Below are 17,366 nucleotides of genomic sequence, written 5' to 3' on the forward strand. Positions count from 1 at the left end.
ATGATGGATTTAGTAGATGAATTTGAGGCGTATAGAGCCAAAATGAATGGAAAGATTTTAGATGAAAACAATAAAGTTCTTAAACGAATCTTTAATTTAGATACCAATTCCTTTACAGAAGGAGCTTTGGATGTAAAGACTAAAGAATTATTGGGCCTCGTTTCTTCTTTGGTCTTGAGGTGTGATGATTGTGTGAAATACCATCTAGAGTCTTCTTATAAAGAGGGCCTGAAAAGAGCTCAAATTGTTGAGGCTTTAAGTATTGGTACCTTAGTAGGTGGGACAATAGTTATACCACACTTAAGAAGGGCTTTTGAATATTGGGAAGCTTTAGAACAGAAGTTTGGAAAAACAGAATAAAAACAACTAATTTTCGGGTATGAAACCATTGTTACCAACTATAGTTAGACTTTTTGCTTATGCAGGCCTTATGTTTATTATGGCTTTAGTCATTCAATTTGATTTTGCTGAAGGTGAAGTGAAAGAAGATTCTCTTATTGAAATCACACAAGAAATTTTGCTTTTTGTAAGCTCCATTCTCTTAATTGTCTTTAGCTCAAAGGCTAAAGGTTATAAAATATTTCACTTGACATTGGCAGGTTTTCTTGGGGTTCATTTTGTTAGAGAATTTGATTTTTGGTTAAATGTACAGTTATTTGATAAAGCTTGGCAGGTTCTAGCCCTCATCATTCTTGTCCTGATTATTGTTATGGTCATTAGAAATTGGAAAAAATTCATTTTTGAATTTGTAGCAATATCCAAAACCTATGGGTTTGCCTTTTTCTTTTCAGGACTTATTATCCTTCATGTTTTTTCAAGACTCTATGGGCGTAAACTGATGTGGATAGACTTATTAAGAGATACCCATGACAAGTATGTTATTGAAGATAATGGGGAAAAGGTTATTGCTTTAAGAGATTTTATGCGACCGGTGAAAGATGCTTCTGAAGAGAGTATCGAGCTATTAGCCTACTCGATTATTTTTATTGGTGTAGTCGAGATGATTATGTTCAGTGTAAAATCTTCTAAAAAAATACAGTCATGAATTCAAACCGTGCCACATTAAGAGCTGAAAACTTAGTTAAAGCCTACAAAGGCGTTAAGGTCGTTAAAGGTATAAGTGTTGAAGTCACTCAGGGAGAAATTGTTGGCCTTTTGGGGCCTAATGGTGCAGGAAAGACTACCTCTTTTTATATGATTGTGGGTTTAATAAAACCCAATGCGGGTCATATCTACCTTGATAAGACGAACATCACGAAATTCCCGATGTATAAGAGGGCTCAAAATGGTATTGGCTATCTTGCTCAAGAGGCGTCAATATTCAGGAAATTGAGTATTGAAGATAATATTATGAGTGTCTTGGAACTCACAGATCTTAATAAGAAGGAAAGAGAAGAAAAAATGGAATCTCTTATTAGTGAATTTGGTTTAAATCATATTCGAACAAATAGGGGTGACCTTTTGTCTGGTGGAGAAAGACGCCGGACCGAGATTGCCAGGGCTTTAGCCACAGACCCTAAATTTATTCTCCTTGATGAACCTTTTGCAGGAGTAGATCCTGTAGCCGTTGAGGATATTCAAAAAATTGTCGCCCAGCTTAAAAATAAAAACATAGGTATCTTAATTACAGATCACAATGTTCAGGAAACATTGGCGATTACAGATAGAACTTACCTCATGTTTGAGGGTGGAATTCTAAAACATGGTGAACCTGAAGAATTGGCTAACGATGAAATGGTTAGAAAAGTTTATTTGGGTCAGAATTTTGAGTTGCGTAAGAAAAAAATCTTTGAATAAAGTCTTAGGTTTTTTGCTTTTTCTTTTCAGCAGCAGGAAACAAAATATTATTGAGTATAAGTCTATAGCCAGGAGATTTCGGATGTAATTCCAATTCTGTTCTCGGGTCGCCTACTCTGTGTTGATAATCTTCTGGATCATGCCCGCCGTAAAAGGTAAAAAAGCCTTTCCCCTTTATCCCGTGAATGTATCTCGCTTCGTCATTGAGCTTATTTTTACCCATCACAAGAACATTAGATTTAATTTGATTAGGCCGAAAGGCGGTGGTTTGGCCCATAAATCCTTTTACCACTGCAGTATGATTTTGACAAAGCATTGTAGGGATCGGATCCCACTTTGCTGAATAATCCATTAAAGTGAAATAATCTTTAGTCTTTGGGATATTTCTGGTACTGGTCATATCTATGGACGAGTATTCATAAACCATAGGATCTTTTTCTAGGATATAATCGGTAAAAGCCATAGTTTTTGAATAGTCGATTTTATTTTGGTAACCAGAATCTGAAGGATCTCCGTCAAACATAGGCTCGCAGATATCAGTACCTTCAGCAGAAAGAGCAATATCAAAAGAATCGGTCGCACTGCACATGGCGAACATAAAGCCCCCACCAATCACATAAGCATTAATCTTTTTAGCAACGGCTAATTTCGCTTTAGACACTTTAGCATAACCCAGTGACTCTGCTAAAGCTTCAGCTTTTTTTTTCTCCAGTATATACCAAGGAGCAGAGCGGTAAGCCCTATAGAATTTTCCATATTGACCTGTGAAGTCTTCATGGTGGAGATGCAGCCAATCGTACAATAGCAACTCATCATTCAAAACACCTTCGTCATAGATCGTTTCGTAAGGGATTTCTGCAAATTCCAGAACCATAGTCACAGCGTCATCCCATGGTACATTACCTTGTGGAGAGTACACTGCAATTTTTGGTGCTTTTTCGAGAAGAACAGCTTCCATGTTTTGCGAAGGACTGTTGATGATTTCTAAAATTTGTTTTGTCTCAGCATTGGACTTAATTTCAAAAGATACGCCTCTAATGGTGCATTCACGTTCTAAATCTTCGGAATAAGGGGATAAAAAAGATCCGCCTCTATAATTAAGTAGCCATTGTATTTTTTGCTCTTTTTCCAATAACCAATAAGAGATGCCGTAAGCTTTTAGGTGATTGTCTTGAGTCTCAAAATCCATAGGAATTAGGATGAACTTAGAATACCCCGTAAAGCTTATTAGAAATACTAGGCCAAAAAGCAAACTCTTCATAGTTGACTAGTTTTAAAAAGGAACTTCATCGTCCTTGCTATCTATATTTTGACTTGGTGATGGTGAACCAAAGACATCTTCAGCATTCGGGAAAGAAGAGGTTTCTGATTTCCCTGCATTCATGCTGGAATTGATTTCAAAAGGAGAATCAAAATTATCTAAGTTTTCAAATTTACCAAGCTGACCGATAAACTTCAATCGAATACTATCCAAGCCACCATTCCTATGTTTTGCAATAATAAACTCAGCTTGACCTTGGGTAGGGGATTGATCCTCATCATCCCACTCGTCAATATCATAATATTCAGGACGATAAATAAAAGAGACAATATCTGCATCTTGTTCGATAGCCCCAGATTCTCTAAGGTCACTAAGTAATGGTCGCTTACTGCCACCTCTGGTTTCTACGGCTCTAGAGAGTTGAGACAATGCCAAAACAGGAATGCTTAATTCTTTTGCTAGGGCTTTTAAGTTCCTGGAGATGCTAGAAATTTCCTGTTCACGATTCCCTCCTTTTTGAGATCCTCCACCAGTCATCAACTGCAAGTAATCCACGACTATCAATTTTATACCGTGTTGAGAAGAAAGTCGTCTTGCTTTTGCTCTTAAGTCAAAAATAGACAAAGAGGGGGTGTCATCGATAAAGAGAGGAGCTTGTTCTAGGGATTTCACTTTTACATTCAACTGCTCCCATTCGTGTGGCTCTAGATTTCCTGTTCTTAGTTTTTCTGAACTCAATCCAGTTTCAGAAGAAATAAGACGTGTAATCAACTGAACAGAAGACATCTCTAAAGAAAAGAAGGCCACGGGGATATTTTGGCCAACAGCAATATTTCTTGCCATGGTAAGTGTAAGCGCTGTTTTACCCATACCAGGACGAGCAGCAATAATCACAAGATCACTAGGTTGCCATCCTGAGGTTAACTTGTCCAAATCTGTAAATCCTGAAGGCACACCACTTAATCCCTCTTTATTGGAGATTTCTTCTATTCGTTTTTTGGCCTGCATCACCAAGTTTTGAGCAGTCTCCGAAGATCGCTTGATGTTTCCTTGAGTGACCTCGTATAATTTGGATTCTGCATGATCTAAAAGATCAAAAACATCGGTGCCTTCATCGTAAGACTCTTCTATAATTTCATTGGAAATCTTAATTAGGCATCTTTGAATATACTTTTGCAAAACAATTCTAGAGTGATACTCAATATGCGCCGAAGAAGATACCTTTTGGGTGAGTTGAATCAGGTAATATTCACCACCTGAGGCTTGTAGTTTTTTTTGTTTTTTTAATTCTGTGGAAACCGTTAACAAGTCAATGGGGTCTCCCTTTTCAAATAAGATTATGATGGCCTCATAAATATTTTTATGGGCTTGCTTATAGAAAACGTCGGAATGTAAGATATCTATAACTTCATCGACACCTTTTTTATCAATCATCATCGCTCCAAGTATAACCTCTTCAAGGTCAGTAGCTTGTGGCGGTATTTTCCCTTTTTGTAAACTGATAACATCTCCTTTTGGAGAATTTTTAAATGAAGATTGGGTTGCATTTTCCATACTACGAATGTAAATAAAAGGTTACTAATAAAGTGGAAAAAGCATTAGCTTAACACTCAGCTTTTTCAACAGTAACCTGTTGATAACTAAAAATTTATGTTGATAACTAAAAAAATCCAGATAATTAGTATCTGGATTTTGAGATAAATTGAGCTATGCTAGGATTTACTCATTGTAAACTCCTATATCAACAAATTTTTGCATCCGTTTTTGCACTAATTCTTCTGGGGATAACTTTTTCAATTCTTCTAATTCTGCAAGAATAGTCTTCGTTACAATTTCAAAAGTTTTTTCTCTATTGCTATGTGCACCTCCAAGAGGTTCTTTGATAATTTTATCGATAATTTTCAATTTCTTCATATCGGTTGCTGTTAGCTTTAAAGCTTCGGCGGCCGTTTGCTTATTTTCCCAGCTTCTCCATAAGATAGAAGAACAAGATTCTGGAGAAATCACAGAATACCAAGTGTTTTCTAGCATCATTACTGTGTCTCCAACAGCTATTCCTAAGGCTCCTCCACTAGCGCCTTCTCCAATAATGATCACGATAACGGGAACCTTAAGTTGACTCATTTCCATGATGTTTCTGGCAATAGCTTCACCCTGTCCTCGCTCTTCTGCTTCAAGTCCTGGAAAGGCTCCAGGGGTATCTATAAAACTGACAATTGGTAAATTGAACTTTTCAGCTTTTTTCATCAAACGTAAGGCCTTTCGATAACCTTCTGGATTGGCCATTCCAAAGTTTCGGTACTGGCGGGTTTTGGTGTTGTACCCTTTTTGTTGACCAATAAACATAAAACTTTGTTCATTGATTTTACCAAGTCCGCCGATCATAGCTTTGTCGTCGCCAAAGTTTCTATCGCCATGCAGTTCCATAAAGGTGTTGCCACAAATAGCGTTGATATAATCTAGGGTGTAGGGTCTATTAGGATGTCTAGATAATTGAACTCTTTGCCAAGCATTAAGATTGGAATAGATTTCTTTCTTTTTATTATCTAGTTTAAGTTTGATCTGCTTGCAAGTCTCTGTGACGTCTACCTCACTATCTTGACCTATTTCGCAAGCCTTTTCGAATTGCTCTTGAAGGGCTTTAATCGGTAATTCAAAATCTAAATATTCCATGAATACAGTGTGTTTCTTTAAAAGTCAGTCCGCAAATATATAAATATATGTCTGTTTAAATGATAAATTTTAGATTAGCGTTTAGCTTTGATAAGTAAATAAATAGCTAAAAGACCAAACAAAATATTGGAGAACCAAACAGCGATTAGTGGTGAGAATGTCGATTTTTCTGCAATGGTTCCAAAAACCTTATCTAAAAAGATAAAGGCGAAAGCAATAACAATTCCTATCGCGAGATTAGCTCCCATACCTCCTCGTCTTTTCATCGCCGATACAGAGACTGCGATGATTGTGAGAATAAAGGCAGAGACTGGAACACTCCATCGCTTATAGGCTACAATCTGATAACTACTAATGTTGGCAGATCCTCTTCGCTTTTCAGTTGTTATAAAGTCTTTTAATTCCCCATAATCTAGAGTTTCTGCGATATATTCTACTGGAGTTAATTCACCAAATTCAAAAGGCAAAATCGTATCTAAAGAAGACTGTCTTTCTATAACATCTTCCCTTTCATTTATAGTTCTCTTTTCAAAATTATTTAAGGTATATGTGGAATCTTTTGCATTGAATTTTAATCGAGAGGCCGAGATTTTAAAAGTCATTTCTTGGCCCTCAAAATGTTCTAGGGTAAAGTTTCTAGCGGTTCCTGTACTGGTTTGAAAGTTTGTAGCAAAAATAAACTCGTTATCATTGACTTGCCGATAAACATTTTGCGTCTCTTGCGATTGTTTACCTTTTTTGAAATACTGATATTTAAATTCGTTAAACCCTTGACTTGCATTGGGCACCAGATACATAGTGAACATAAGGGCAATGCCACATACCAAAGTAGCACCGATAAGATAGGGTCTTAAAAATCTCGAAAATGAAATGCCTGAACTCAGAATGGCAATGATTTCTGTATTATTCGCTAATTTGGAAGTAAACCATATGATGGATAAGAATAGAAAAATAGGGAATAATAAGTTGGCAAAGTATATGGTGAAGTTGCCATAAAACACCAGAACTTCTTCAATTGGTACCTCATTTTCTTTGATATCGTCAATCTTTTCTGAAAGATTGACGATAATGCCTATGGGTATAAACATCAAAAGCAAAGCAACGAATGTTGTTAAGTAGCGTTTTAGTATGTACCAATCTATAATTTTCAATGCTCTAGTATTAAAGTCTTATCGATAATTTTTTAACCATAGTATCCTTCCAGGTTCTAAAGGTGCCTGCTTGTATTTGTCGCCTAGCCTCTCTTACTAACCATAAATAGAACCCTAAATTGTGTATGGTAGCAATTTGTTTTCCTAACAATTCTTTGACGGAGAAAAGATGTTTTAAATACGCTTTAGAATATTCCGTATCTACCCAAGTGTAAGCTGCTGGATCTAAAGGTGAAAAATCCTCCTCCCACTTTTTATTTTTGATGTTAATGGTGCCTTCAGAGGTGAATAACATGCCGTTTCTACCATTTCTGGTAGGCATAACACAATCGAACATGTCTACACCCAAAGCTATATTTTCTAATAGATTAGAAGGGGTTCCTACCCCCATTAAGTAGCGTGGTTTGTCTTCAGGTAAAATGGCATTTACAACTTCGGTCATCGCATACATTTCATCATCAGGTTCACCTACTGAAAGCCCTCCAATGGCGTTGCCCTCTGCACCAACATTAGCGATATATTCTGCAGACTGCTGTCTTAGGTCTTTATATGTACTTCCTTGCACGATAGGAAAAAGCGTTTGTTCGTGTCCATAAAGCGGTGATGTATTTTTCATGTGATTCATGCAACGGTCTAGCCATCTATGGGTCATGTGCATAGATCTTTGTGCATATTTATAATCACAAGGATAAGGTGTGCACTCATCAAAAGCCATGATAATATCTGCACCAATTTCCCTTTGAATATTTATAGCACTTTCGGGAGTGAATAGATGGGTTGAGCCATCAATATGAGATTTAAACTTCACCCCTTCTTCTTTGATTTTTCTATTTGCAGAAAGTGAATAGACTTGGTAACCGCCACTATCGGTAAGGATATTTCTATCCCAGTTCATGAATTTATGGAGTCCTCCAGCTTTCTTAAGGATTCCTGTTCCGGGTCTTAGATAAAGATGATAGGTATTTCCTAAAATAATGTCAGGATTAATTTCTTCTTTGAGTTCTCTTTGGTGAACTCCCTTAACAGTGCCAATAGTACCAACTGGCATAAATATAGGAGTTTCAATAACGCCATGGTCTGTGGTTAGTTTTCCAGCTCTAGCCTTGGAATTGGGGTCTTTACTTAGTAATTCGAATGTCATATAGATTTCAATAGCCTGCAAATATACTCTACTCTATTAAAACTATTTTCAACAGATGAAGATAATAGGAAGCCAAAATATGAGGGACTCTGTTTTATAATAAATTCTTACTTTTGAGCAACTTTTAAAATTCTTATTTATCTCATGTCAACAACACAACATTTACAAGATTTTGTCACGCAAGTAAGGAGAGATATTCTTCGCCAAGTCCATCAAGTAAATTCTGGTCATCCTGGAGGTTCTCTTGGTTGTGCAGAATACTTTTCTGTCCTTTATCAAGACGTCATGGAGTATTCCGTCGACTTCGATATGGATGGAAAAAACGAAGATTTATTCTTTTTATCTAATGGACATATTTCTCCAGTCTTCTATAGTGTTTTATCTCGGTCCGGATTTTTCCCTGTAGAAGAGCTTAACACGTTTAGAAAGATAGATTCTAGACTACAAGGTCATCCAACTACTCATGAAGGTTTGCCAGGTATAAGAATTGCTTCTGGATCTTTAGGGCAGGGAATGTCTGTCGCCATAGGAGCAGCACAGACCAAAAAATTAAATAAAGATACACATCTCATTTATAGTCTCCATGGTGATGGAGAGCTACAGGAAGGTCAAAATTGGGAAGCGATTCTCTATGCAGGATCAAAAGGTGTAGACAATCTTATTGCGACTATAGATTATAATAAAAAGCAGATAGACGGGGCTACAGACGATGTGTTGCCTCTTGGAAATCTTAAGAAGAAATTTGAAGCTTTTGACTGGAAGGTTATAGAATTAAAGGCAGGAAACGATATCACTGCCATAAAAGAAGCTCTAGAAAAGGCAAAAGGATTAACGGGTAAAAAACAACCTGTTGTTATTCTTATGGAAACTGAGATGGGAAATGGTGTAGATTTTATGATGGGAACTCACGCTTGGCATGGTAAAGCTCCTAATGACGAGCAACTCGAAAAAGCACTTTCTCAAAACCTGGAAACTCTTGGTGATTACTAAGGAGTCGTTTAGAATAACATTAATTTTTTCACATTAGATTATAAAGACCATGAAAATATATAAAAATACAGGAAATATAGATACCCGATCTGGATTTGGAGCTGGCCTAGCTGAACTTGGTAAAACCAATCCTAATGTCGTAGCTCTTTGTGCAGACCTAACAGGATCTTTAAAAATGGATGAATTTAAGGACAATCATCCAGAGCGTTTTTTCCAGATAGGAATTGCAGAAGCCAATATGATTTGTATTGCTGCTGGAATGACTATAGGAGGCAAAATTCCATTTACAGGCACATTTGCTAATTTCTCAACGGGTAGAGTCTATGATCAGATCAGACAATCGGTAGCTTATTCTGGTAAAAATGTCAAAATTTGTGCTTCCCATGCTGGTTTAACCTTAGGAGAAGATGGTGCTACTCATCAAATCCTTGAAGACTTGGGTATGATGAAAATGTTGCCTGGAATGACTGTGATAAACACCTGTGATTATAACCAAACCAAAGCGGCTACTCTTGCGATTGCAGAACATGAAGGTCCGGTTTATTTGAGGTTTGGTCGCCCTAAAGTGGCTAACTTCACCCCAGAGGATCAGAAATTTGAAATTGGAAAAGCTGTTCATTTAACCGAAGGCAATGATGTCACTATTATTGCTACCGGGCATTTGGTTTGGGAAGCTTTAGAGGCTGCCAAAATTTTAGATGAGAAAGGGATTTCTGCTGAGGTGATTAATATTCATACGATAAAGCCTTTAGATGAAACGGCTATTTTAAAGTCAATACGAAAAACAAAATGTGTAGTGACTGCAGAAGAGCATAACTTTTTAGGAGGACTTGGTGAAAGCGTAGCTAGAACTCTGACTCTCAATCACCCAGCGCCTCAAGAATTTGTTGCTACTAACGATACCTTTGGAGAAAGTGGAGAGCCACTTATGCTCCTTGATAAATATGGACTAAATGCAAAAGCCATTATTGAAAAAGCGGAAGCTGTGATTTTAAGAAAATAATAGTTTATTTTTAATTTTAAGAAAAAGCCTTCTGGAAACATCCTAAAGGCTTTTTAGCTGGAAAGAGTTTTTACAAAATCGTAGAGGACCTTCAGCACTGGGTGATTTTTGCTGGACGTATTCCCTAAAAATATATCCTCAAGATTTAAATTTTCTTTGCCTACTATTTTTTTTATGTGGTGGTCATGTACCTTCTTATAGGCCATGGACCAGTCTTTAAATTGGCGTTCACTCAAGTCTCCAGAATCTAAAAGAATCATGTCTTTATGCCTAATATCCTTACTGATAGATTCATACACTTTGTCGATCTCTTGTGCAGGACCTTCTATATATTGAACAAATTTACCCTGAATAAGAAGCAATACCCCAGTTATCGTTAATTGTTTATTTTTCTCCCTTACCTGAAATAAAAAATCTTCAATACTTTTACTGGACATCACTCTAGACTGAGAGCTCATATAAGATACAAATTTCAATGACATTTGATTTTTTTTTGAACTCTAATTTAAGCTTTTTTTTGAAATCTTAATGTCCAAAAATAAAGGCTTTCATAAAAACATCTCAATTTTTTAAGATTTGAAGATTTCCTTAATTTCAAATCATAACTTTGTAAAAAGATTCACCATGGAATTAAAATTGACCCGCCCCATTTGTTTTTTTGATTTAGAAACTACTGGGATTAATATTTCAAAAGATAGAATTGTTGAGATTTCTATCTTAAAAGTTTTTGAAAACAACAATAAAGAGAGTTATACCTGGAAGGTGAATCCAGGAATTCCTATTCCAAAAGAAACCACAGCAATTCATGGAATAAGTGATGAAGATGTGGTGAATGAACCAAAGTTTGATGAACTCGCTCCGAAAATCAATGCTATGATAAAAGGCTGTGACCTTGGAGGCTACAATAGCAATAGATTCGATATCCCATTATTAGCTGAAGAGATGTTGAGAACGGGAATTGATTTTGATCTTAAGAAAATAAACGCTGTAGATGTTCAAACTATTTTCCATAAAAAGGAAAAGCGAACCTTGGAAGCCGCTTATAAATTCTATTGTGATAAAGATTTGACAGATGCCCATAGTGCAGAGGCAGACACCAACGCTACTTATGAGGTTTTAAAATCTCAACTCGACCGGTATCCAGATTTAGAAAATGATACCAAATGGTTATCTACCTTTAGTGCACATAAGAAATTCGCCGATCTCGCTGGGTTTCTCGTTATGAATAAAAAAGATGAAGAGGTTTTCGGGTTTGGAAAATTTAAGGGTAAAAAAGTTGAAGATGTCTTGGAAAAAGAACCTGGCTATTTTGGATGGATTCAAAATTCTGATTTCCCACTTTATACCAAAAAAGTGCTTACAGCCATTAAATTGAGAAAACTGGCCACTAAATAAGACCAACTCCTCACAAAGCGAACTTGTTTTACCAGCAATTTTTAAACTAGTAAGGGCTAAATTTAAAATCACTAGATAAAATTCTATGAAATATTTATTTATTTTTATTTTGAGTATAAATTTCATGAATGCTCAGAACGTTAGTAATTTAGATTCGGTAGTGAATGTTTCTTTACCTTCTTTATCATACATGACTTTAAATACATCAAACCTTTCATCAAATAAATACAATCAAAATTTTTTAAATTTGAAAGTGAAAAAGCATTACCGAGATATTAAAGAAGGTTTTTTTGTTCTCTCTAAGTATGCTTTTAAAAACTATGATCAATTTGATTATGATGTTTTTAATTACACACCAGAAGATGCACTTAGAAAAATTACTCCTAATTACGACCTCCATAGTGCGCCGCTTCCTTCTCCTATGTATTATCCAATTGATTAATCGATCAGTATTTTTAGGCTTTTAATTGTCTGTTTTATGATTTTAAGTGATTAATTTTGTAGAGTTTTAATTAATTTAAATTTTCTTATGAAGCTAATTTGTATTGGTAGAAATTATGCAAAACATATTTCTGAACTAAAAAACGAAAAGCCTGAACATCCAGTGGTTTTTCTTAAGCCAGATTCTTCAGTGCTATTAAAAAATAATCCGTTTATTATTCCTGCATTCACTAAAGAGGTGCATCATGAAGTGGAAATTCTAGTAAAAATAAATAAAGTAGGAAAGCATATTCAGACGAAATTCGCTCATAAATATTATGATGAGATAGGTTTGGGTATAGATTTTACAGCAAGAGATATTCAAAATCAATTAAAAGAGCAGGGGTTACCTTGGGAAAAGGCTAAGGGTTTTGATGGGGCTGCGGTTATAGGAGAAACATGGTTACCTAAGGACAGATTTCAAGATCTCAATAATATTGATTTTAGATTAGAAAAAAACAAAACAGCAGTTCAATCAGGATCTACTTCAGAAATGCTTTGGAGAATCGACGAGCTTATCGCTCACGTTTCAGAATACTTTACGCTTAAAATTGGAGATGTCATTTTTACAGGAACTCCGGCAGGAGTAGGAAGAGTCGAAGAAGGAGATCATTTAGAGGGATTTATCGAAGATACATCATGCTTTTCAATTCAAGTAAAATAAAACTATGCAGGCAGAAATAATAACCATAGGAGATGAAATTCTCATCGGTCAAATTATAGATACAAATTCAGCTTATATCGGCAAACAGCTCAATAAAATAGGGGTAGAGGTGTATCAAATTTCGTCGATTCAAGATGAGGAGTCCCATATTTTAAGAGCTTTTGAAGAAGCGTCCAAACGCTCAAATATTGTGATTGTAACTGGAGGCCTTGGTCCTACCAAAGATGATATTACAAAACACACGTTTTGTAAGTATTTCAATGACGAATTAGTTTTAGATAAAAAGGTTTTGGCACATGTCGAGGACATATTTAAAAAATATGTGGACACTCCTATTTTAGAAGCCAATAAATCTCAGGCTTGGATTCCTTCACAATCTATCACCCTACACAATGAATATGGAACTGCTCCAGGAATGTGGTTTGAAAAAAAAGGGGTCGTTTATATTTCTATGCCAGGAGTGCCTTATGAAATGAAATCCATATTGACCGAGCAAGTTATACCTAGACTTCAAGATCGATTTAAAACACCCTTTATCATTCATAAAACCGTTCTTACTTATGGATTAGGAGAAAGTGCCATTGCAGAGCGTATTGAAGATTGGGAAAATAAATTACCTAAATTTATAAAATTAGCATACTTGCCAAGTCTAGGACGAGTAAGGTTAAGGTTGAGCGCTAGGGGAGAGGATGAGAAGCTGCTTAAAGAGAGTTTAATTACAGCTGTTGAACGTCTAAACAGAGTTATAGGTGATATTATAAAAGGATATGAAGATGAGCAAACTCTAGAAGAGCGCATCGCTCAAGCCTTTGTGGATCGTGGACAATCTTTAATTACAGCAGAAAGTTGTACCGGAGGACGGTTAGCCTCTAAGTTTACAGAAATACCTGGTGCTTCATCATATTTTATAGGATCTATCGTCAGTTATGCTACCTCTGCCAAAAATGATATCCTTCATATTCCAAAGGATCTTATTTCTAAGTACTCTGTAGTGAGTTCAGAAATCACTGAAGCAATGGCCAACAGAGCTAAAGCCATGTTTAAAGCTGATTATGCTATTGCAACAACGGGAAACGCAGGACCTTCCAAAGGAGATAGTGATGCAGAGATAGGAACGGTGTTTATCGCTATTGCTTCACCAGAAAAAACGGAAGTTCATGAATTTCAATTTGGAAAACATCGCGAAAGAGTGACTCAAAAAGCAGTGAATAAAGCCCTAGAGCTGATTTACGAAGCTATTTTAAAAAATTAAAAAACTCTGAGATTTATTTTTATTAATTGAGAAAAATGTCGTTAATTTGCATCCTGTTTTTAATAACACATAAAAGTATATATAATGTCAAGAGTTTGTGAGCTTACTGGAAAAAGAGCAATGTCCGGAAATAATGTTTCCAAAGCATTAAATAGAACTAGACGTAAATTTAGCGTCAACTTGGTTAAGAAAAGATTTTATATCCCAGGTGAGGATAAATGGATAACTTTAAAAGTATCCACTTCTATTTTGAAAACCATCAATAAGAAAGGAATTCACGCTGTTTTGAAAGATGCACGTGCTAAAGGATTCTTGACAAAATAGAGATTATAAAGCATTTATATTATGGCAAAGAAAGGAAATAGAGTTCAAGTAATTATGGAGTGTACAGAGCACAAAGAGTCTGGCCTTCCAGGGACATCTAGATACATTACAACGAAGAACAAAAGAAATACTCCAGATAGGTTAGAGCTTAAGAAGTTCAATTCTATTATGAAGAAAATGACTGTTCACAAAGAAATTAAATAAGTTATGGCAAAGAAATCGGTTGGTACAATACAGACAGGAACAAAAAGACTTACCAAAGCTATTAAAATGGTAAGATCACCAAAATCAGGTGCTTATGTTTTTGTAGAAAAAATAATGACTCCAGAAGAAGTCAATGACTTTATAAAGACTAATTAAATTTAGTTTTTTTATTATATACAAAGCTGTCGCATTTTATGTGATGGCTTTTTTGTGCTTTTAACTATCTTTGCGGTCATAATCAACAAGAAGTTGAGGTAAATAGAATTATATCACAGAAAAAATGAGTTTTTTCAAAAAAATATTTTCCAAAGAAAAGAAAGACAAATTAGATGAAGGTCTCAAGAAATCTAAATCAGACTTTTTTGGTAAATTAAGTAAAGCGGTAGCCGGAAAATCTAAGGTAGACGAGAGTGTACTTGATGACTTAGAAGAAATTTTAGTCTCTAGTGACGTAGGAATTACAACTACCATTAAAATTATTAACAGAATAGAGGCGAGGGTTGCTAAAAATAAATACTTAGGCACGGATGAGCTCAATTTGATTTTAAGAGAAGAAATCGCAGGGTTGTTGAGTGAATCTGAAAACGGAGAACTCGAGAGTTTGGAATTGCCCGAAAGTAAAAAACCTTATGTTATTATGGTCGTTGGCGTGAATGGTGTTGGTAAAACTACAACAATCGGTAAGTTAGCGAAACACTACAAGCTCAAGGGGAAAAAAGTGGTCCTTGGGGCTGGTGATACCTTTAGAGCTGCAGCCGTGGAACAGCTTCAGATTTGGGCAGATCGTGTAGGAGTGCCTATCGTTAAGCAAAAAATGGGAAGTGATCCTGCTTCTGTTGCCTTCGATACGGTTCAGAGCGCCATTAAGCAAAATGCTGATATCGTAATTTTGGATACTGCTGGTCGTTTGCATAATAAAGTGAACTTGATGAATGAGCTCATAAAGATTAAACGGGTTATGCAAAAAGTTATTCCCAATATTCCTGATGAGGTTCTTTTGGTTTTGGATGGCTCTACAGGTCAAAATGCATTTGAACAAGCTAAACAATTTACCGCTGCTACCCAGGTTACAGCCTTAGCGATTACTAAACTTGATGGCACAGCCAAAGGAGGTGTTGTGATTGGAATTAGTGATCAATTTAAAATTCCTGTGAAGTACATCGGTGTTGGTGAAGGTATTGATGACCTTCAGATCTTTAATAAATATGAATTTGTTGATTCTTTTTTTAGTAATAAATAATTATGACAGACAAAATACCAAGGCCTTTTTCATCGGACAAGAATAAATTGATTATCACTAAAATAATCGTGATTTATTCCGCTTTTTTCTTAATTCTTAAGTTATCATCTATCTTTCAAGGCGGTTGGGTGATGGCTAATTTATTAGTAGCCCTTCCCTTGGTCGTCCTTGGGTTATTAGGGTTTTATTTTTTGAAATCAAACTCTACCAACTGGATTTATGCTCTAGGCAGCATAGTTATTATTTCAGCTATACGGTACTATGAACAAGACTTAATCGTTTGGATTCATAATTCAATCTAAGCGGGTACATTAAATAGACACACTTAAGCTTTTATAATAGGTTTAAGGGTGTTAAATCATATTACAACTTAAGAGATTGTATATTCGCAACTAAATTTTCAAGAAGCAGATGAGGACAAAATCAATAAAAAAAAATAAAATCAATGTAGTCACCTTAGGGTGTAGTAAAAACATCTACGATTCCGAAATTCTGATGGGACAACTCAAAGCCAATGGTAAAGAGGTTGCTCACGAAACAGAGGGTGATATAGTAGTGATTAATACCTGTGGTTTTATTGATAATGCAAAAGAAGAATCTGTTAATACAATTCTTGATTTTGTTCAGAAGAAAGAGAAAGGTGAAGTTAAAAAAGTGTTTGTGACAGGTTGCTTGTCAGAACGTTATAAACCAGACCTTCAAAAAGAAATACCAGACGTAGACCAATATTTTGGAACAACTGAACTCCCAGCGCTTCTTAAAGCCTTAGGGGCAGACTACAAACACGAACTTATTGGGGAGCGTATAACGACGACTCCAAAAAATTATGCTTTCCTGAAAATTGCTGAAGGTTGTGATCGTCCATGTTCATTTTGCGCAATACCGCTAATGAGAGGAATTCATAGATCTACACCGATTGAAGATCTTGTAAAAGAATCTAAAAGCCTTGCTGCAAATGGAGTTAAGGAATTAATATTGATTGCTCAAGATCTGACTTATTACGGACTTGATTTATATAAAAAGAGAAATTTAGCGGAATTGCTTAGGGAATTGGTTAAAGTAGAGGGTATAGAATGGATTCGTTTACATTACGCATTTCCAACTGGTTTTCCAGTCGACGTCCTTGACGTTATAAGAGAAGAGCCAAAAGTTTGCAATTATATTGATATTCCATTGCAGCACATTTCAGATCATATACTGAAATCTATGCGAAGAGGAACTACCCATAAGAAAACAACAGACTTGCTTATCAAGTTTAGAAAAGAAGTTCCTTTGATGACCATCAGAACTACACTTATCGTGGGTTATCCTGGTGAGACTGAAGAAGATTTTGAAGAGCTAAAACAATGGGTAGAGGAGATGCGTTTTGAGCGTCTTGGCTGTTTCACCTATTCTCATGAAGAAAATACACATGCTTATAACCTTGAGGATGATGTGCCTGAGGAAGTTAAAATGCAACGTGCCAATGAAATTATGGAGATTCAGTCACAAATTTCTTGGGAGTTGAATCAACAAAAAATTGGAAAGACCTTCAAATGTGTCATCGACCGAAAAGAAGGCAATTACTTTGTAGGAAGAACGGAATATGATTCCCCAGATGTGGATAATGAAGTTCTCATAGATAGCAAATTACATTACTTAAAAACTGGAGATTTCGCTCATATAAAAATAACTGAAGCTGCTGATTTTGATTTGTATGGTGAGCCGGTTTTAGTAGAAGCTATTTTGAATTAATTTAACTTTAATAGCCTTTCATCACGCTTATTTATATTTGTGAAGATTCAAACTTAA

Annotated in this window: 21 protein-coding genes; 15 read left to right on the forward strand and 6 right to left on the reverse strand. The window is 35.8% G+C overall.

The features are described 5' to 3' along the window. The 3 genes from P700755_RS11945 to lptB are packed head-to-tail and all read left to right on the forward strand — an operon-like array spanning position 1 to position 1,797. Positions 1-360: a carboxymuconolactone decarboxylase family protein gene (locus P700755_RS11945; protein ID WP_015024916.1), complete on the forward strand. Its 360-nt coding sequence runs from the start codon at positions 1-3 to the stop codon at positions 358-360. A gap of 19 nt (positions 361-379) precedes the next feature. Further along, a complete protein-coding gene (locus tag P700755_RS11950; RefSeq protein WP_015024917.1) occupies positions 380-1,045 on the forward strand; it encodes a hypothetical protein in 666 nt (221 codons plus the stop codon). Beyond that, on the forward strand, positions 1,042-1,797 hold the full coding sequence (gene lptB, locus P700755_RS11955; protein WP_015024918.1) for an LPS export ABC transporter ATP-binding protein: 756 nt from the start codon (positions 1,042-1,044) through the stop codon (positions 1,795-1,797). Before P700755_RS11950 ends, lptB begins: the two co-directional genes overlap by 4 nt. Positions 1,798-1,801: 4 nt before the next feature. Here lptB and P700755_RS11960 read toward each other — a convergent pair whose 3' ends face one another. The 5 genes from P700755_RS11960 to tgt form a co-directional block, all read right to left on the reverse strand. Further along, positions 1,802-3,058 (reverse strand): hypothetical protein, encoded by a 1,257-nt coding sequence (locus P700755_RS11960; protein WP_015024919.1) that lies wholly within the window; start codon positions 3,056-3,058, stop codon positions 1,802-1,804. Between the two features lie 12 nt (positions 3,059-3,070). After that, entirely contained in the window at positions 3,071-4,612 is a 1,542-nt protein-coding gene (gene dnaB / locus P700755_RS11965; protein ID WP_015024920.1) for a replicative DNA helicase, read from the reverse strand. A gap of 165 nt (positions 4,613-4,777) precedes the next feature. After that, a complete protein-coding gene (locus tag P700755_RS11970; protein WP_015024921.1) occupies positions 4,778-5,731 on the reverse strand; it encodes an acetyl-CoA carboxylase carboxyltransferase subunit alpha in 954 nt (317 codons plus the stop codon). A 74-nt stretch (positions 5,732-5,805) separates the two neighbouring features. Then, positions 5,806-6,882, reverse strand: coding sequence for an LptF/LptG family permease (locus tag P700755_RS11975; RefSeq protein ID WP_015024922.1), 1,077 nt, complete (start codon positions 6,880-6,882; stop codon positions 5,806-5,808). A 10-nt stretch (positions 6,883-6,892) separates the two neighbouring features. Next, positions 6,893-8,023: a tRNA guanosine(34) transglycosylase Tgt gene (gene tgt / locus P700755_RS11980; RefSeq protein ID WP_041758351.1), complete on the reverse strand. Its 1,131-nt coding sequence runs from the start codon at positions 8,021-8,023 to the stop codon at positions 6,893-6,895. Between the two features lie 144 nt (positions 8,024-8,167). Here tgt and P700755_RS11985 point away from each other — a divergent pair, with 144 nt between their 5' ends. Together P700755_RS11985 and P700755_RS11990 are read left to right on the forward strand one after the other, a co-directional pair. Then, entirely contained in the window at positions 8,168-9,013 is an 846-nt protein-coding gene (locus P700755_RS11985) for a transketolase (RefSeq protein ID WP_015024924.1), read from the forward strand. 49 nt (positions 9,014-9,062) lie between these two features. After that, positions 9,063-10,016, forward strand: coding sequence for a transketolase family protein (locus tag P700755_RS11990; protein WP_015024925.1), 954 nt, complete (start codon positions 9,063-9,065; stop codon positions 10,014-10,016). A gap of 53 nt (positions 10,017-10,069) precedes the next feature. On the opposite strand, the gene P700755_RS11995 is transcribed toward P700755_RS11990, so the two are convergent. Then, positions 10,070-10,498 (reverse strand): BLUF domain-containing protein, encoded by a 429-nt coding sequence (locus P700755_RS11995; protein ID WP_015024926.1) that lies wholly within the window; start codon positions 10,496-10,498, stop codon positions 10,070-10,072. A gap of 142 nt (positions 10,499-10,640) precedes the next feature. On the opposite strand from P700755_RS11995, the gene P700755_RS12000 reads away from it, so the two are divergent. The 10 genes from P700755_RS12000 (at position 10,641) to rimO (ending at position 17,309) form a co-directional block, all read left to right on the forward strand. Next, positions 10,641-11,411, forward strand: a complete 771-nt coding sequence (locus P700755_RS12000) for a 3'-5' exonuclease (RefSeq protein ID WP_015024927.1) — start codon at positions 10,641-10,643, stop codon at positions 11,409-11,411. 85 nt (positions 11,412-11,496) lie between these two features. Further along, positions 11,497-11,853, forward strand: a complete 357-nt coding sequence (locus P700755_RS12005) for a hypothetical protein (protein ID WP_015024928.1) — start codon at positions 11,497-11,499, stop codon at positions 11,851-11,853. An 87-nt stretch (positions 11,854-11,940) separates the two neighbouring features. Next, on the forward strand, positions 11,941-12,555 hold the full coding sequence (locus P700755_RS12010; protein ID WP_015024929.1) for a fumarylacetoacetate hydrolase family protein: 615 nt from the start codon (positions 11,941-11,943) through the stop codon (positions 12,553-12,555). A gap of 4 nt (positions 12,556-12,559) precedes the next feature. Next, positions 12,560-13,807 (forward strand): competence/damage-inducible protein A, encoded by a 1,248-nt coding sequence (locus P700755_RS12015; protein WP_015024930.1) that lies wholly within the window; start codon positions 12,560-12,562, stop codon positions 13,805-13,807. Positions 13,808-13,891: 84 nt separating this feature from the next. Further along, entirely contained in the window at positions 13,892-14,131 is a 240-nt protein-coding gene (gene rpmB / locus P700755_RS12020; protein WP_003440977.1) for a 50S ribosomal protein L28, read from the forward strand. A gap of 21 nt (positions 14,132-14,152) precedes the next feature. Then, positions 14,153-14,335, forward strand: coding sequence for a 50S ribosomal protein L33 (gene rpmG, locus P700755_RS12025; RefSeq protein WP_015024931.1), 183 nt, complete (start codon positions 14,153-14,155; stop codon positions 14,333-14,335). Between the two features lie 3 nt (positions 14,336-14,338). Further along, positions 14,339-14,491 carry a DUF4295 domain-containing protein gene (locus tag P700755_RS19380; protein WP_015024932.1) on the forward strand — a complete coding sequence of 51 codons (153 nt, stop codon included), beginning with the start codon at positions 14,339-14,341 and terminating at the stop codon, positions 14,489-14,491. Positions 14,492-14,615: 124 nt separating this feature from the next. After that, complete coding sequence (gene ftsY, locus P700755_RS12030) at positions 14,616-15,575, forward strand: signal recognition particle-docking protein FtsY (protein WP_015024933.1); 960 nt, start codon at positions 14,616-14,618, stop codon at positions 15,573-15,575. 2 nt (positions 15,576-15,577) lie between these two features. Continuing rightward, positions 15,578-15,877 (forward strand): hypothetical protein, encoded by a 300-nt coding sequence (locus P700755_RS12035; protein WP_015024934.1) that lies wholly within the window; start codon positions 15,578-15,580, stop codon positions 15,875-15,877. Between the two features lie 109 nt (positions 15,878-15,986). After that, a complete protein-coding gene (gene rimO / locus P700755_RS12040; RefSeq protein ID WP_015024935.1) occupies positions 15,987-17,309 on the forward strand; it encodes a 30S ribosomal protein S12 methylthiotransferase RimO in 1,323 nt (440 codons plus the stop codon). Positions 17,310-17,366 lie beyond the last annotated feature (57 nt).

It is taken from the genome of Psychroflexus torquis ATCC 700755 (assembly GCF_000153485.2).
In the GTDB taxonomy this organism is placed as follows: domain Bacteria; phylum Bacteroidota; class Bacteroidia; order Flavobacteriales; family Flavobacteriaceae; genus Psychroflexus; species Psychroflexus torquis.

What these genes read in the sequence shown, in the direction of transcription:
- P700755_RS11945 (WP_015024916.1), top strand. Translation starts at nt 1, where the DNA reads ATGATGGATTTAGTAGATGAATTTGAGGCGTATAGAGCCAAAATGAAT.
- P700755_RS11950 (WP_015024917.1), top strand. Translation starts at nt 380, where the DNA reads ATGAAACCATTGTTACCAACTATAGTTAGACTTTTTGCTTATGCAGGC.
- lptB (WP_015024918.1), top strand. Translation starts at nt 1,042, where the DNA reads ATGAATTCAAACCGTGCCACATTAAGAGCTGAAAACTTAGTTAAAGCC.
- P700755_RS11960 (WP_015024919.1), bottom strand. Translation starts at nt 3,058, where the DNA reads ATGAAGAGTTTGCTTTTTGGCCTAGTATTTCTAATAAGCTTTACGGGG.
- dnaB (WP_015024920.1), bottom strand. Translation starts at nt 4,612, where the DNA reads ATGGAAAATGCAACCCAATCTTCATTTAAAAATTCTCCAAAAGGAGAT.
- P700755_RS11970 (WP_015024921.1), bottom strand. Translation starts at nt 5,731, where the DNA reads ATGGAATATTTAGATTTTGAATTACCGATTAAAGCCCTTCAAGAGCAA.
- tgt (WP_041758351.1), bottom strand. Translation starts at nt 8,023, where the DNA reads ATGACATTCGAATTACTAAGTAAAGACCCCAATTCCAAGGCTAGAGCT.
- P700755_RS11985 (WP_015024924.1), top strand. Translation starts at nt 8,168, where the DNA reads ATGTCAACAACACAACATTTACAAGATTTTGTCACGCAAGTAAGGAGA.
- P700755_RS11990 (WP_015024925.1), top strand. Translation starts at nt 9,063, where the DNA reads ATGAAAATATATAAAAATACAGGAAATATAGATACCCGATCTGGATTT.
- P700755_RS11995 (WP_015024926.1), bottom strand. Translation starts at nt 10,498, where the DNA reads ATGTCATTGAAATTTGTATCTTATATGAGCTCTCAGTCTAGAGTGATG.
- P700755_RS12000 (WP_015024927.1), top strand. Translation starts at nt 10,641, where the DNA reads ATGGAATTAAAATTGACCCGCCCCATTTGTTTTTTTGATTTAGAAACT.
- P700755_RS12005 (WP_015024928.1), top strand. Translation starts at nt 11,497, where the DNA reads ATGAAATATTTATTTATTTTTATTTTGAGTATAAATTTCATGAATGCT.
- P700755_RS12010 (WP_015024929.1), top strand. Translation starts at nt 11,941, where the DNA reads ATGAAGCTAATTTGTATTGGTAGAAATTATGCAAAACATATTTCTGAA.
- P700755_RS12015 (WP_015024930.1), top strand. Translation starts at nt 12,560, where the DNA reads ATGCAGGCAGAAATAATAACCATAGGAGATGAAATTCTCATCGGTCAA.
- rpmB (WP_003440977.1), top strand. Translation starts at nt 13,892, where the DNA reads ATGTCAAGAGTTTGTGAGCTTACTGGAAAAAGAGCAATGTCCGGAAAT.
- rpmG (WP_015024931.1), top strand. Translation starts at nt 14,153, where the DNA reads ATGGCAAAGAAAGGAAATAGAGTTCAAGTAATTATGGAGTGTACAGAG.
- P700755_RS19380 (WP_015024932.1), top strand. Translation starts at nt 14,339, where the DNA reads ATGGCAAAGAAATCGGTTGGTACAATACAGACAGGAACAAAAAGACTT.
- ftsY (WP_015024933.1), top strand. Translation starts at nt 14,616, where the DNA reads ATGAGTTTTTTCAAAAAAATATTTTCCAAAGAAAAGAAAGACAAATTA.
- P700755_RS12035 (WP_015024934.1), top strand. Translation starts at nt 15,578, where the DNA reads ATGACAGACAAAATACCAAGGCCTTTTTCATCGGACAAGAATAAATTG.
- rimO (WP_015024935.1), top strand. Translation starts at nt 15,987, where the DNA reads ATGAGGACAAAATCAATAAAAAAAAATAAAATCAATGTAGTCACCTTA.